A 14,751-nucleotide genomic window follows, 5' to 3' on the forward strand; every position below is an offset into this window, starting at 1 on the left:
GCGCAGGTCTCGTATCTGATCCGTGCCTGATCGGCGGCAATCACCAACCCGAGTGTCACCAACCGCTGCCCGCGGTCTCGCTGCGGGCAATCCAAGAACAACGCGTGACGGCCAGTCGCCGCCCCGCAGGAGTGAGCAGATGTCGTTGTCCGTGTTTCCATGCCGCCTGGCGGTCGCGCTGAGTCTGGGTCTGGGCCTGCCGCTGGTCGGCGCGCCGGCGTTGGCCGCAACACAACCCGATGCGACGCCGGAGCAACGCGCCGCCGCGCTGGTCGCGCAGATGAGCCGCGAGGAAAAAGTCGCGCAGGCGATGAACGATGCACCGGCGATTCCGCGCCTGCGCATCCCCGCCTACGAATGGTGGAGCGAAGGCCTGCACGGCATCGCACGCAATGGCTACGCCACGGTGTTTCCGCAGTCGATCGGTCTTGCGGCCAGCTGGAATACCGCGTTGATGCAGCAGGTGGGCACGGTGGTGTCGACCGAAGCGCGCGCCAAGTTCAATCAGGCCGGCGCCCCGGGCAAGGATCACAAGCGCTATGCGGGCCTGACCATCTGGTCGCCCAACATCAATATCTTCCGCGACCCGCGCTGGGGCCGTGGCATGGAAACCTACGGCGAGGATCCCTTCCTCACCGGGCAATTGGCGGTGGGCTTCATTCGCGGGCTGCAGGGCGACGATCTGGATCACCCGCGCACCATCGCCACGCCCAAGCACATCGCGGTACACAGCGGCCCGGAGCCGGGCCGACATAGCTTCGATGTGGACGTGTCGCCGCGCGATGTGGAAGCGACCTATACGCCCGCCTTCCGCGCCGCCCTGATCGACGGCCAGGCCGGCTCGGTGATGTGCGCCTACAACTCGCTGCACGGCACGCCGGCCTGCGCGGCCGACTGGTTGCTCAACGGCCGCGTGCGTGGCGACTGGGGCTTCAAGGGCTTTGTGGTGTCCGACTGCGATGCGGTGGACGACATGACCCAGTTCCATTACTTCCGCCCGGACAATGCAGGCTCGTCGGCTGCAGCGCTCAAGGCCGGGCACGATCTCAATTGCGGGCATGCCTATCGCGAACTCGGCACCGCAATCGAACGTGGCGAAGTGGACGAAGCCCTGCTCGACCAGTCGCTGGTGCGCCTGTTCGCCGCGCGCTATCGCCTGGGCGAACTGGAAGCGCCGCGCAAGGATCCGTATGCAAAGCTCGGTGCCAAGGATATCGATAACGCCGCCAACCGTGCGCTGGCGCTGAAGGCCGCTGCCGAATCGATCGTATTGCTCAAGAACGAGGCCGGCACACTACCGTTGAAGGCCGGCACGCGGCTGGCAGTGATCGGGCCGAATGCCGATGCGCTGGCAGCGTTGGAAGCCAACTACCAGGGCACCTCGTCCACGCCGGTCACCCCGCTGCTCGGCCTGCGCGAGCGCTTCGGCGCGCAGCAGGTGAGCTATGCGCAAGGTGCGCCGCTGGCCGCGGGCGTACCCGGCATGATTCCGGAAACCGCGCTGCGCAGCGACGGCAAGCCGGGCTTGCGTGGCGAATATTTCGATAATGTCGAGCTGGACGGTGCGCCGCGCACGGTGCGGCAGGATCGTACGGTGAGTTTCAACTGGGATCAGGTCGCCCCCGCAAAGGGCGTGCCGGCCGATCGCTACGCGGTGCGCTGGAGCGGCGAACTGCTGCCGCCGAGCGCGGGCGACTACACGCTGGCGGTGCGGGTGGCGCGCTGCTTCGACTGCGCCGGCCACGACCCGGTGCGGCTGTACATCGACGACAAGCTGGTGGTCGCCGGCAATGCCGAAGACAAGCACGTGCCGGCCGGCATGCACAACGCCGACGGCCGCAGCGTGGAGACCGTGCTGCACTTCGACGACACCCGCCCGCGCAAGATTCGCCTGGAGATGGAACACCGCGGCCAGGACCAGGGCGTGCGCCTGGAGTGGCTGGCACCGGCGGCCGCGCAACTGGCCGAGGCCGAGCAGGCGGTGGCGCAGGCCGATGCGGTGGTGGCCTTCGTCGGCCTGTCGCCGGATGTGGAAGGCGAGGAACTGCGCATCGACGTGCCCGGCTTCGACGGCGGCGACCGCAACGACATCGCCCTGCCCGCCCCGCAGCAGGCGCTGCTCGAACGGGCCAAGGCCTCCGGCAAGCCGCTGGTGGTGGTGCTGATGAGCGGCAGCGCAGTGGCCTTGAACTGGGCCAAGACGCATGCCGATGCGATCGTGGCGGCGTGGTATCCGGGCCAGTCCGGGGGCACCGCGATCGCGCGCATGCTGGCCGGCGACGACAACCCCGGCGGGCGCCTGCCGGTCACGTTCTATCGCTCCACCAAGGACCTGCCGCCCTACGTCAGCTACGACATGAAGGGCCGCACCTACCGCTACTTCAAGGGCGAGCCGCTGTTTCCGTTCGGCTACGGCTTGAGCTACACCAGCTTTACCTACGCCGCGCCGCAGCTGTCCACTGCAACCCTGCAAGCCGGCAGTTCGTTGCAGGTGACCACCACCGTGCGCAACACCGGCACGCGTGCCGGCGACGAAGTGGCGCAGGTGTATCTGCAGTATCCGGATCGCCCGCAGTCTCCGTTGCGCAGCCTGGTCGGCTTTCAGCGTGTGCATCTGAAGCCCGGCGAGCAGCGCACGTTGCGCTTCACCCTGGATGCGCGCGCGCTGAGCGATGTGGATCGCGCCGGGCAGCGTGCGGTGGAAGCCGGCGATTACACGCTGTTTGTCGGCGGTGGCCAGCCCGGCACCGGCGCGGCTGGCGAGGCCGCAGCGTTCTCGATCTCGGGGCGTTCGCCGTTGCCGAAATAAGTGCGGCATCTGCGCAACATGCAACAGGCGTCGGCTGTCATGGCCGGCGCTCGGCAGCAGCCACCTGGACGCCTGCAAGGCGTCGCTGATACGCCCGGCGGTCAGCGCGTAGCATGCTGGCCGAGGTGGTCCGGGCGGCATGCGCAGGACGATGGCCACTGCGCGGTGCCGGTCTAGCCGCGCGGACATGCGCTCGAGCGAAGGACGGTGCTGCGCGAGCGCGCATGCGGTGGACCAGCCGCCGCAGGCACGGCCGCAGGCCACGCGTACGGCGCCGAATTGTGCGGGCGCACTATGCACATTCGGCGCACACGTTGTATGGTCATCGGGAATTGGTCATGCATAGGTCTCATCATCGGCCCGGCACGTGATGCCGCCGCTGCAAGGATGTCCGCTGCGTCGACCGCTTGCTGAAATCCCAGGGAGCTCCAGGTCATGCACACCCGCCGCGACATCCTCCAGTTACTGGGCGCCAGCGCGGGCGCCGGCCTGCTCGCCGGCGCACTGCCCGCCTTCGCCGCCCCTGTTGCTGGCACCTCCACGGCTGCCGGCAACTTCGTCAGCAAGCGCCCGCCCAAGGCGCAGCGCCGCTTCGTCAGCAAGGCGGTCGAGCAGCAGATCGTGCAGATCAAGGCGCGCATCGCCGATCCCGAGCTGGCCTGGCTGTTCGAGAACTGCTACCCCAACACGCTGGACACCACGGTGGAAACCGGCACCCGCAACGGCAAGCCGGACACCTTCGTCATCACCGGCGACATCCATGCGATGTGGCTGCGCGACTCCTCCGCCCAGGTGCACCCGTACGTGCCGCTGGCCAGGCGCGACCCTGCCTTGCGGCGCATGTTCCATGGCCTGATCCAGCGCCAGGCCGCGTGCATCCGGCTGGACCCGTACGCCAACGCCTTCCTGCCCGATGGCCAGACCCAGCGCCTGAAGTGGTCGCTCAACGACATCACCGAGATGAAGCCCGGCGTGGGCGAGCGCAAGTGGGAGATCGATTCGCTGTGCTACCCGATCCGCATCGCGCACGAATACTGGCGCGCCACCGGCGATGCCGCCCCGTTCGACGACGACTGGCGCGCGGCGATGCAGGTGGTGGTCAGGACCTTCCGCGAGCAGCAGCGCAAGGACAACCGCGGCCCCTACGTGTTCCAGCGCCCCTCGCCGCTGGCGACCGAGACCCTGGTGCTGGAGGGCTACGGCCAGCCGACCCGGCCCAACGGCATGATCCACTCGATGTTCCGCCCCTCCGACGATGCCTGCGTGTATCCGTTGTTCGTGCCGGCCAACCTGTTCGCGGTGGCCTCGCTGCGCCAGCTGGCGACGATGAGCACGGCCCTGCATCGCGATGCCGCGTTCGCCGCCGACTGCACCGCGCTGGCCGATGAAGTGGAAGCGGCGACACGCAAGTTTGGCCAGCAACGCGACGCCGATGGGCAGGCCTACTGGGCATTCGAAGTGGACGGTTACGGCAACCAGTTGTTCATCGACGACGCCAACGCCCCGGGCCTGCTCAGCCTGGCCTACCTGGGCTGCTGCGACCGCGCCGACCCGGTATTCCTGCGCACGCGCCAGCTGGCCTGGAGCGAACGCAACCCGTATTTCTCGCGCGGCAGCGCGGCCGAAGGCGTCGGCAGTCCGCACAGCGGCATGGGCACGATCTGGCCGATGTCGATCATCCAGTACGCGCTGGTCAGCGACGACGACGCACAACTGCGCCAGTGCCTGCAGTGGCTCAAGACCACCCATGCCGGCACCGGCTTCATGCACGAGGCCTTCGACAAGGACAACCCGAGCACTTTCACCCGCGACTGGTTCGCCTGGGCCAACACCTTGTTCGGCGAACTGATCATCGACCTGCACCAACGCAAACCCCAGCTGCTGCGCAGCGCCTGATTTTGCGAAGGGCCCGCCCTTCCAACGCGGACCTGCAGAGCGCTTGATCTTCCCTTCTCCCGCCGGGAGAAGGTGCCCGAAGGGCGGATGAGGGTACGGCCCGCCCCACTTCGTGACATCCAAGAGCACATCACCATGGCAACACGACGCGGTTTTCTCCAAGGCGCCATCGCGGCGGCACTGTTCGGCAGCGCCGGCCTCTCCGGGCTTGCACGCGCACGCGCCGGCAACTACGCACTGCCGGCCGATGCGCGCATCCGCGCCGAGCTCACCCGCCATGTCGATGTGTTCATCGGTACCGGCGGCCATGGCCACACCTTCCCCGGTGCGACCCTGCCGTTCGGCATGGTGCAGCTGAGCCCGGACACCTACAACGCGGTATGGGATTCGTGCTCCGGCTATCACGAGTCCGACGGCTCGATCATGGGCTTCTCGCACACGCACCTGTCCGGCACCGGCATCGGCGACATGCTGGATTTTCTGCTGGTGCCCGCCACCGGCGAAGTGAAACTGGTGCCCGGCGCACTCGACGCACCGGACAGCGGTTACCGCTCGCGCTACGACCATGCCGACGAAGCCGCCTCGCCCGGCTATTACCGCGTGCGGCTCAAGGACAGCGGCGTACATGCCGAACTCACCGCCACCGCACGCGCCGGCCTGCACCGCTACCACTTCCCGAAGGGCAAGCCGGCGCATGTGCTGCTGGACCTGTGCCACGGCATGCAGGACAAACCCGGCATCCCCACCCGCATCACCGACGCGCAACTGCGCGTGGTCGACGACCGCACGCTCACCGGTGGCCGGCGCGTCTATCAATGGGCGCAGGGGCGCTACATCTATTTCGCCATGCGGCTGTCGCGGCCGTTCAAGCAGGTGCAGCTGTACAACGAAGACCAGCCGCTGGCCGCAGGCACGCGCAACGTGGACGGCGTGCACCTCAAGGCCGCATTGCACTACCCCGACGCAGCCGACGCACCGCTGCTGATCAAGGTCGGCATCTCCGCCGTCAGCGCCGACAATGCGCTGGCCAACCTGGATGCAGAACTGCCCGACTTCGACTTCGCCCGCGTACATGCGCAAGCCGTGGCCGCCTGGGAAAAGGAACTGGCACGCGTACGCATCGACAGCGATGACGACGCGCAGCGCCGCATCTTCTACACCGGCCTGTATCACAGCCTGCTCGCGCCCACCCTTTTCAGCGATGTGGATGGCCGCTACCGCGGTATGGACCTGCAGATCCACACCGCCCCCAAGGGTTATCACAACTACAGCACCTACTCGCTGTGGGACACCTACCGTGCCGCGCATCCGCTGCTCACCCTGGTGCAGCCCGAGCGCGTACCGGACCTGCTGCAATGCCTGGTGCGCGGCGCCAACGAATGCCCGGACGGCGTGGGCATCTGGCCGCTGCAGGGCGTGGAAACCGGCTGCATGATCGGCTACCACTCGGCCGTGGTGCTGGCCGAGGCGCATGCCAAGGGCTTCACCGGCATCGACTACACCGCCGCCTGGCCGGCCTACCGCAAGCGCGCCATGGACGACACCACCCATGGCCTGGCGTATTACCGCAAGCTCGGCTACATCCCCGCCGACAAGGTCGACGAAGCGGTCAGCCGCACACTGGAATACGCCTACGACGACTGGGCCTGCGCGCATCTGGCACAGGCCGCCGGTGCCACCGACGATGCACGCGCACTGCGCGAGCGCTCGCGTAACTACCGCAACGTGTTCAATCGCGACAGCGGCTTCGTGCAGGCGCGTCTGGAAGACGGCAGCTGGGCCACGCCGTTCGACCCGCGCGGCATGGGCCATATCAACAAATGGCGCGATTTCACCGAATCCAACGCCTGGCAGGCCAGCTTCCTCAACCAGCACGATCTGTACGGCTACATGGACCTGTACGGCGGCCGCGACGGCTTTGTCGCCAAGCTCGACGAGCTGTTTTCCACCAGCTCCGAACTGCCCGCCGATGCGCCACCGGATATCGACGGCCTGGTCGGCCAGTACGCGCACGGCAACGAGCCCAGCCATCATGTGGCCTATCTGTTCGCCTACGCCGGCCAGCCGTACAAGACCCAGGCGATGGTGCGCCGGCTGCTGCGCGAGCAGTACCACGACGCACGTAATGGCCTGTCCGGCAACGAAGACTGCGGGCAGATGAGCGCCTGGTTCGTGCTCAGTGCGCTCGGGCTGTATGCGGTGGACCCGGTCAGCGGCAACTACGTCCTCGGCAGCCCGCTGTTCAAGCGCGCAGAACTCGATGTCGGCAACGGCCGCACGCTGCGCATCGTCGCCAACAACAGCAGCGCGCAGAACGTGTATGTGCAGGCGCTGAGCTGGAACGGCAAACCGACCAACCGCAGCTGGATGCGGCATGCCGACCTGGCCGCTGGCGGCACGCTGGAATTCACCATGGGCGCCAAACCGAATCCGGCCTTCGGCGCGAACAAGGAGGATCTGCCGCCTTCGTTTGCTTGATATTTGTCCTTACTCGTCACTCGTCACTCGTTACCGCCGAGAATCGCCCATGTTGCGCAGCACCCTCAGCCCCCTCGTCCTGGCCCTCGCGCTGGCGCTTCCCGTCGCCGCCAGTGCCGCCGACACCCACACCTGGCCCAGCTTCGGCACGCAAGGCACGCAGTTCGTGCGCGACGGCAAGCCGTATCAACTGCTCTCCGGCGCCATCCATTTCCAGCGCATCCCGCGTGACTACTGGAAAGACCGCCTGCAGAAGGCGCGCGCACTGGGCTTGAACACGGTGGAGACCTACGTGTTCTGGAACCTGGTCGAGCCGCAACAGGGCCGGTTCGACTTCACCGGCAACAACGATGTGGCCGCCTTCGTACGCGAGGCCGCCGCGCAAGGCCTCAACGTGATCCTGCGGCCCGGCCCCTACACCTGCGCCGAGTGGGAAGCCGGCGGCTACCCCGCCTGGTTGTTCGGCAAGGACAACATCCGCGTGCGCAGCCGCGACCCGCGCTTCCTCGCCGCCAGCCAGGCCTATCTGGATGCCGTGTCCCAACAGGTGCGTCCGCTGCTCAATCACAATGGCGGGCCGATCATCGCCGTGCAGGTCGAGAACGAATACGGCTCCTACGACGACGACCACAACTACATGGCCGACAACCGCGCCATGTACGTCAAGGCCGGCTTCGACGACGCCTTGCTGTTCACCTCCGACGGTGCCGACATGCTCGCCAACGGCACCTTGCCGGATACCCTGGCGGTGGTGAACTTCGCCCCCGGCGAGGCCAAAAGCGCGTTCGAAAAATTGATCAAGTTCCGCCCCGACCAACCGCGCATGGTCGGCGAATACTGGGCCGGCTGGTTCGACCACTGGGGCAAGCCGCACGCCAGCACCGACGCAAAACAACAGACCGAAGAGCTGGAGTGGATCCTGCGCCAGGGGCATTCGGCCAACCTCTACATGTTCATCGGCGGCACCAGTTTCGGCTTCATGAATGGTGCCAACTTCCAGGGTAATCCCAGCGACCATTACGCCCCGCAGACCACCAGCTACGACTACGACGCCATCCTGGACGAAGCCGGCCGCCCCACCCCCAAGTTCGCGCTGATGCGCGACGCCATCGCCCGCGTCACCGGCGTACAGCCGCCCGCGCTGCCCAAGCCGATCGCGATCGCGGCGCTGCCGGAGACGCCGCTGCGCGAATCCGCCTCGCTGTGGGACAACCTGCCCGCCCCGATCGCCATCGACACCCCGCAGCCGATGGAGCACTTCGGCCAGGACTACGGCTACATCCTCTATCGCACCACCGTCACCGGCCCGCGCAAGGGGCCGCTGTACCTGGGCGAGGTGCGCGATGTAGCGCGGGTGTATGTCGACCAGAAGCCGGTCGGCACTGTCGAGCGCCGGCTGCAGCAGGTCTCCACCAATGTGGATATTCCGGCCGGCCAGCACACGCTGGATGTGCTGGTCGAAAACAGCGGCCGCATCAACTACGGCCCGCGCATGGCCGACGGCCGCGCCGGGCTGGTCGACCCGGTGCTGCTGGACAACCAGCAGCTCACCGGCTGGCAGGCCTTCCCGCTGCCGATGCGCTCGCCCGACAGCATCCGCGGCTGGACCCGCACCCCCGTCGCAGGCCCGGCCTTCCACCGCGGCACGCTGCGCATCGGCACACCGACCGACACCTATCTGGACATGCGCGCCTTCGGCAAGGGCGTGGCCTGGGCCAACGGCGTCAACCTGGGCCGCCACTGGGCCATCGGCCCGCAGCGGGCGTTGTATTTCCCGGCCCCGTTCCAGCGCAAGGGCGACAACGCCGTGGTGGTGTTCGACCTGGACAGCACCGCCAAGCCCGGCGTGCGCGGCCTGCAGCAGCAGGTGTGGATCACGCCGAAGGAGTAACCGGCACGCGGGTGGCGGGCCGCTGGCGATTGCGCACCTGTCCGGGACGGCGATCGCAGGCCGCACGCCCATCCCCCGTCGACGCCCAACCCAACCGCCAGGCAACCCGCCGGGCGCCCCCGGAGCGCCCCCCTTCAGACCGCCGCGCGCCCGCCGCTATCTGGAGGTCCGCCGCCCGCGCAGCGTCTGCTACCAATTGTGGTATCGGACCGATCGCATTCCAGGCAAGATCACCGGCTCACGCCGTTGTGGAAGGCAGTGGCGCATTCCCGTCGTCCTATCGGGCGACGGTCAGATCGTGAGTTCCAGGAGCGTTTCATGTCGTCGTCCACCGTTACGCAAGACCCTGTCTCCGCGGTTCCGGAGCAGACCCAGCACGCCTTCGCCGAACACGTCCACAGCAAGCCCGCGCCCAGCCAGCCGATCGGCAGCACCGAAGCGGCGCACCTGATGACCTTCCTGTGCCAGACCCACTCGGCCAAGCAGCCGCAGATCCTGTTGCCGCCGCAGGCGCGCGACGACGACGCGGCCTGAGTGCACCGACGCACTCGTGTCAGCAACATTGGCGACAGCGCTGCCGCTGTCGCCAGCCGCCATTATTTGCCGGTGTTGAACGCATTGAGCACGGTGAGCAGACTGGTCAGATTGTCGGCGACACCCGCCTGCGCGACCTTCTCGACATCCGCCGCCGAGGCGGTCGTATCAAGGCTGTAGATCTGCATCACGCCCTGGTTGGTGGCGGCCTGCGACAGCGTGTTTTGCTGCTGTTGCGCCGATACCGCGTTCTGAAACAGGATGCCGGTCGAATGCGCCATGCTCTGGTAGATCGTGCCCATCGCCATTGCAGGCGCCTCGCCAATGACCTTGACGTTGGACTGCGTGACAGCATCGGTGATCTGGTCGTTGACTGATGTTGGAAAAGCCATACCTGTGCTCCTGAGTGGACGGATACACGGTACTGCGCGTTGTTGCACGCCAATCGGCCCTGACAGCCGGTCGCAGCTGTTTACCGCGTCGCAGTGCGCCGACCAAGCGCCAGGCACACCGCACACCGTGTCATCTCGATAACGGCCTGCTCGCGTACGACTGAATCCTCGCAACGCCGCTTCGCGATGGGCGTCGCAGGCGTAGCAAAGTCCTGCGTCATGGCGGTGGGCAGGGGCAACGCGGTCAGGCCGAGTGCGGCCAGCCAGCGCGACGGGAAAGTGGGCGTGACGACATCGCGGGTCCTCGCCGTGGTGGGCGACGATGGCCCGTGGGATGACCAGAGCACATGGTATTTAATAGATAATAAATAGGTATCTTTAAAATCCGCACAGGACTTCACCACGATGCTCCCGTCACGCCTGCTGACCTGCCTTGTTGCGAGCCTTGCCGCCTGCGCAGTTCAAGCCGAATCGCCCATGCCGATGCCCTCGCCCATCGTGCTCAGCGAGTTCATCGCCGACCCGGCACCGACGCCACAGGCGCACGCCTCCACGCTGCTGGAAACCCGCGACGGCACGCTGCTGGCGGCGTGGTTCGGCGGCGCGCACGAGGGAGCGGCCGATGTCGGTATCTGGCTCGCACAACGCGGCGCGCAGCACTGGCAGCCGCCGCGACGCATCGCCGATGGCGCGCACGCAGGCACCAATGGCGCCGCGCTGCCGGCCTGGAATCCGGTGCTGTTCCAGTCCGGCACCGGCCCGGTGCAGCTGTACTACAAGCTCGGCCCAAATCCGCGCGATTGGTGGGGCCTGCGCACCACCTCCGATGACGACGGTGCGCACTGGTCGCCGCCGCAGCGCCTGCCCGACGGCATTCTTGGCCCGATCAAGAACAAGCCGGTGCAATTGCCGAACGGACGCATCCTTGCGCCCAGCAGCAGCGAAGACCGCGGCTGGCGCGCGCATCTGGAATGGAGCGACGACGACGGCGCGCACTGGCAGCGCGGCATGCCGCTCAACGACCCGAGTGTGATCGGTGCGATCCAGCCCAGCGTGTTGCTGCATGCGGACGGGCGCGTGCAGGTACTGGGGCGCAGCCAGCAGAACAAGTTGTTCAGTACCTTCTCGCAGGATGGCGGCCTGCATTGGCAACCGATGCAGTTGCTGGACGTGGAGAACCCCAACTCCGGCACCGACGCGGTGATGCTGCGCGACGGCCGCGCTCTGCTGGTCTACAACCCCGGTATCGCCGGCAAGGACTGGTGGGATGGTCGCGGCACGCTTGCAGTGGCGCTATCGACCGACGGCGTGCATTGGCAACGCGCACTCACGCTGGAAAACAGCGCAAAAGACGAGTTCTCCTATCCGGCGGTGATCCAGACCCGCGATGGCCTGGTCCATATCAGCTACACCTGGAAGCGCCAACGCATCAAGCATGTCGTGATCGATCCGGTGAGGCTCGGCGGCAATGCAGATGGCACGATGCCATAGTCACTTCTGCTTTGTCCGGAAGTAAGCGAAGCGCACGGTGTCCTTCGCTCGCGGGACACGCCGTAAACCCGTCCCTGGGGGCTCGGTGGCGGCATCCATGCCGCCACACGGTCCCGCTAGCGGCTAGGACACCGCACCAGAAAGGTTGTTGGCTGTTTTATTGAAAGCCATGCGTACCGACCATCGAGACTGGTCCTTGCCCGCCTACCGTCGCGGGACCTTACGCGGCATGGATGCCGTGTAAGAGTCTACATGGACGTACTTGCGGCGTGTCCTGCGATGGTGGGCGGGCAAGGGCCCTGCAACGAAGCAGCAGATCAGATGCTTTGCTCTCACTTCTTCCACAGCGCCCGTCTGAGCTCAACACAACATGCTCCTGAGCATTGCCGCCGTTTCAACGCAGCAAAGCCTGGTAGTAGTGCACTGATGGAATTGCACAAGCAACTCGCCGACCGCCGCTCCTGCTCTTGTCCACGCACACCGACCATCGAGACTGGTCCTTGCCCGCCTATCGTCGCGGGACCTTACGCGGCATGGATGCCGCGTAAGAGCCTACACGGACGTACTTGCGGCGTGTCCTGCGATGGTGGGCGGGCAAGGGCCCTGCAACGAAGCACCAGATCAGACGCTTTGCGTTCGCTGCTTCCACAGTGCCCTGTCTAAGCTCAACACAACATGCTCTTGAGCTCGGCCACCGTTTCAACGCAGCAAAGCCTGGTGGTCGAGGGCGCAATGCCCTCACCACTTCCGGGACACGCCGTGAATCCATCCGTGGAGGCTCCTTGGCGGCATCCATGCCGCCAAGGGTCCCGGAACCGGCAAGGGCATCGCGCCTGCTAAGTTGGTCGTGCGCTGATGGAACTGCACAAGCGACGCGCCGACAACCGCTCCTGCTCTTCTCCATGCATACCGACCATCTCGACAGGTCCCTGTCCGCCTACCGTCGCGGGACCTTACGCGGCATGGATGCCGCGTAAGAGCCTACATGGACGTACTTGCGGCGTGTCCCGCGATGGTGGGCGGGCAAGGGCCGGCAGCCAAGCTACAGCTCACATGCCACGTCTTCGCTTCACCTAAATTGCCCCGCCCCAGCGTGCAAAAAGGTCCAGCTCACGTGCTCCACAATCGGCATACAGCGTCTCACAGCTCCTGCAACACCCCCACGATCCGCCGCACACGCACCACATCGGTACGCTGGTAGTCGCCGCCCAGATCGGAGATGTACGCGTGCGGCGCATGCACCTGCGCCGCAACCGGCCCACGTGAGGAGGCATGGAACTCGCGCGCGCCGGTGTTGGCGCGCAGCGCACGCACATTGCTTTCGGACACGCCCGCGCCCGGCATGATGCTGATGCGGTCGCCCGCCTGCCGCACCAATGCGGCAATGGTGTCGACACCTTCAAGCGCGCTCGCACGCGCACCGGAGGTCAGCACACGCTCGCAACCCAGCGTGATTGCATCTTCCAGCGCGCGCGACGGATCGGCACTGACATCGATCGCACGATGAAAGGTCACGCCCAGCGAACCGGCTGCGGCGATCAACACCCGCATCGTGCCCATGTCGACCTGCCCGTGCGGATCCAGCGCGCCCAGCACCACGCCATCGCAGCCCAGCCGCACGCATTGCTCCACATCGCGCCGCATCACCTCCACCTCCGCCGCGTCGAAGACGAAGTCGCCCACGCGCGGACGGATCAATACGTATAGCGGAATCTGCAATCGCTCACGCACCACTGCCAGCGTGCCGAAGGATGGCGTCAGCCCGCCACCATCCAGGCCCCCGCAGAGTTCGACGCGCATCGCACCGCCTTCCTGCGCCGCCAATGCCGACCCCACCGAATCGGCGGCTACTTCCAGCCCCAACGCATTCATGCTGCAGGCTCGGTGGTGTAGTGGCTTTCGCCGGGCACCAGCAGATCCTGCCGCTGCGCATCGCAGACCGCGTAACTGAAACCCTTCTGGATCGCGAACGCCCCCACCTCGCCGCGCTTGTTCATCGCCAGAAATCCTACCTGCAAGGTGCGGGTGAGTTCGGGCTTGCGCCGGATCAGCCGCATCACCACCTCTCGGCAGGCATCGGCCGGCGACTTGCCCTGGCGCATCATTTCCACCACCGCAAAACTGCCGACATTGCGGATCACCTCTTCGCCGACGCCGGTCGAGGTCGCACCGCCCACCTCGTTGTCCACGTACAACCCCGCGCCGATGATCGGGCTGTCGCCGACCCGGCCGTGCATCTTCCACGCCATGCCGCTGGTGGTGCACGCGCCGGACAGGTTGCCGTGCGCATCCAGCGCCAGCATGCCGATGGTGTCGTGATTGTCCTTGCCACCCGGCAGTTTCGCATCGCGCCAGGCGCGGTTTTCGATATTGGCTTCCGGCGAATATTTCGAGGTCTTCAACCACTCTTTCCACGCCGCTTCCGAGCTCGGCGTGAGCAGCTTGGTCTGCGGAAATCCCTGCTCCAGGGCGAACTGCCGGGCACCATCGCCGACCAGCATCACATGCGGGGTTTTTTCCATCACCGCGCGCGCCACCGAAATCGCATGCACCACATCTTCCAGCGCCGCCACCGAGCCGCAATTGCCCAGGTGATCCATGATGCAGGCGTCCAGCGTCACCCGGCCATCGCGGTCCGGATAGCCACCCAAGCCAACAGTCGAATTACTCGGGTCTGCTTCCGGCACGCGCACGCCGGCTTCCACCGCATCCAGTGCGATACCGCCGCTGCCAAGGATTTTCCAGGCCGCCTGATTGGCGGCAATGCCGAAATCCCAGGTGGAAATCACCCGCGCCGCGCCGCGCGGCAGCGCGGTAACGCGTCCGGCCGTGCCGGCACCGGCGGCCGCCTGCGCACGTGCGCCCCACCCGGCCAAGCCGGAAGCGATCGCACCAAGCGTGGCGCTCTTGAGAAAGTGACGACGTTGGATCATCCGGGCGAACTCCATGCAGGAAGAAGACAGGCAACCGCAGTGCGCGGCCATAGCCTTCCATCATGCGGCAGCACCGCGCGCGGATAAACCGCCTTGCGGCGCCCAGCAGTGCGGATTCGCGCATAACGCGCAGCAATGACTGTAAAGCCCCTCTCCCACAGCGGCGAGAAGGCACGGCTTGCGCGCGGGCCTTGGAGCGCCCGCGCTGCTGGCGCGGGCCGGGACGCGGAGCGGAGGTCGGGGTGAGGGTACGGGGCGACCGGCACCGCCCTGCAGCGCCGTGCCCTCATCCGGCGCTAGGCGCCACCTTCTTCCAATGGGAGAAGG

At 66.6% G+C, this 14,751-nt stretch carries 9 protein-coding genes; 6 read left to right on the forward strand and 3 right to left on the reverse strand.

What is annotated here, in order from left to right:
- Positions 1-139: 139 nt before the first annotated feature.
- The 5 genes from ABQ039_RS14195 to ABQ039_RS14215 all read left to right on the forward strand — a co-directional run bounded on the left by ABQ039_RS14195 (position 140) and on the right by ABQ039_RS14215 (position 9,608).
- A complete protein-coding gene (locus ABQ039_RS14195) occupies positions 140-2,809 on the forward strand; it encodes a glycoside hydrolase family 3 C-terminal domain-containing protein (RefSeq protein WP_349778013.1) in 2,670 nt (889 codons plus the stop codon).
- Between the two features lie 435 nt (positions 2,810-3,244).
- Complete coding sequence (locus ABQ039_RS14200; protein ID WP_184433875.1) at positions 3,245-4,705, forward strand: glycoside hydrolase family 125 protein; 1,461 nt, start codon at positions 3,245-3,247, stop codon at positions 4,703-4,705.
- Positions 4,706-4,840: 135 nt separating this feature from the next.
- The gene (locus tag ABQ039_RS14205) at positions 4,841-7,183 is read left to right on the forward strand and encodes a GH92 family glycosyl hydrolase (protein ID WP_184608816.1); all 2,343 of its coding nucleotides are present in this window, start codon (positions 4,841-4,843) and stop codon (positions 7,181-7,183) included.
- 49 nt (positions 7,184-7,232) lie between these two features.
- Positions 7,233-9,074 (forward strand): beta-galactosidase family protein, encoded by a 1,842-nt coding sequence (locus ABQ039_RS14210; protein WP_349778012.1) that lies wholly within the window; start codon positions 7,233-7,235, stop codon positions 9,072-9,074.
- Between the two features lie 318 nt (positions 9,075-9,392).
- On the forward strand, positions 9,393-9,608 hold the full coding sequence (locus tag ABQ039_RS14215) for a hypothetical protein (protein WP_016904393.1): 216 nt from the start codon (positions 9,393-9,395) through the stop codon (positions 9,606-9,608).
- A gap of 62 nt (positions 9,609-9,670) precedes the next feature.
- On the opposite strand, the gene ABQ039_RS14220 is transcribed toward ABQ039_RS14215, so the two are convergent.
- Positions 9,671-10,000, reverse strand: a complete 330-nt coding sequence (locus ABQ039_RS14220; RefSeq protein ID WP_104573688.1) for a RebB family R body protein — start codon at positions 9,998-10,000, stop codon at positions 9,671-9,673.
- Positions 10,001-10,405: 405 nt separating this feature from the next.
- Between ABQ039_RS14220 and ABQ039_RS14225 the strand changes: the two genes are divergently transcribed.
- Positions 10,406-11,491, forward strand: coding sequence for a sialidase family protein (locus tag ABQ039_RS14225; RefSeq protein ID WP_349778011.1), 1,086 nt, complete (start codon positions 10,406-10,408; stop codon positions 11,489-11,491).
- Between the two features lie 1,140 nt (positions 11,492-12,631).
- On the opposite strand, the gene ABQ039_RS14230 is transcribed toward ABQ039_RS14225, so the two are convergent.
- Together ABQ039_RS14230 and ABQ039_RS14235 are read right to left on the reverse strand one after the other, a co-directional pair.
- Positions 12,632-13,363: a copper homeostasis protein CutC gene (locus ABQ039_RS14230; RefSeq protein ID WP_349778010.1), complete on the reverse strand. Its 732-nt coding sequence runs from the start codon at positions 13,361-13,363 to the stop codon at positions 12,632-12,634.
- Complete coding sequence (locus tag ABQ039_RS14235) at positions 13,360-14,424, reverse strand: N(4)-(beta-N-acetylglucosaminyl)-L-asparaginase (protein ID WP_349778009.1); 1,065 nt, start codon at positions 14,422-14,424, stop codon at positions 13,360-13,362. The genes ABQ039_RS14230 and ABQ039_RS14235 overlap by 4 nt, the downstream gene beginning before the upstream one ends.
- Between the last annotated feature and the right edge of the window lie 327 nt (positions 14,425-14,751).

The sequence above is a fragment of the Xanthomonas sp. WHRI 6108 genome, from assembly GCF_040202385.2.
Lineage (GTDB): Bacteria > Pseudomonadota > Gammaproteobacteria > Xanthomonadales > Xanthomonadaceae > Xanthomonas > Xanthomonas arboricola.

Excerpts from the sequence above, each read along its gene's own strand:
- ABQ039_RS14235 (WP_349778009.1), bottom strand. The coding sequence starts at position 14,424 with ATGATCCAACGTCGTCACTTTCTCAAGAGCGCCACGCTTGGTGCGATC.
- ABQ039_RS14210 (WP_349778012.1), top strand. The coding sequence starts at position 7,233 with ATGTTGCGCAGCACCCTCAGCCCCCTCGTCCTGGCCCTCGCGCTGGCG.
- ABQ039_RS14215 (WP_016904393.1), top strand. The coding sequence starts at position 9,393 with ATGTCGTCGTCCACCGTTACGCAAGACCCTGTCTCCGCGGTTCCGGAG.
- ABQ039_RS14200 (WP_184433875.1), top strand. The coding sequence starts at position 3,245 with ATGCACACCCGCCGCGACATCCTCCAGTTACTGGGCGCCAGCGCGGGC.
- ABQ039_RS14220 (WP_104573688.1), bottom strand. The coding sequence starts at position 10,000 with ATGGCTTTTCCAACATCAGTCAACGACCAGATCACCGATGCTGTCACG.
- ABQ039_RS14230 (WP_349778010.1), bottom strand. The coding sequence starts at position 13,363 with ATGAATGCGTTGGGGCTGGAAGTAGCCGCCGATTCGGTGGGGTCGGCA.
- ABQ039_RS14195 (WP_349778013.1), top strand. The coding sequence starts at position 140 with ATGTCGTTGTCCGTGTTTCCATGCCGCCTGGCGGTCGCGCTGAGTCTG.
- ABQ039_RS14225 (WP_349778011.1), top strand. The coding sequence starts at position 10,406 with ATGCTCCCGTCACGCCTGCTGACCTGCCTTGTTGCGAGCCTTGCCGCC.
- ABQ039_RS14205 (WP_184608816.1), top strand. The coding sequence starts at position 4,841 with ATGGCAACACGACGCGGTTTTCTCCAAGGCGCCATCGCGGCGGCACTG.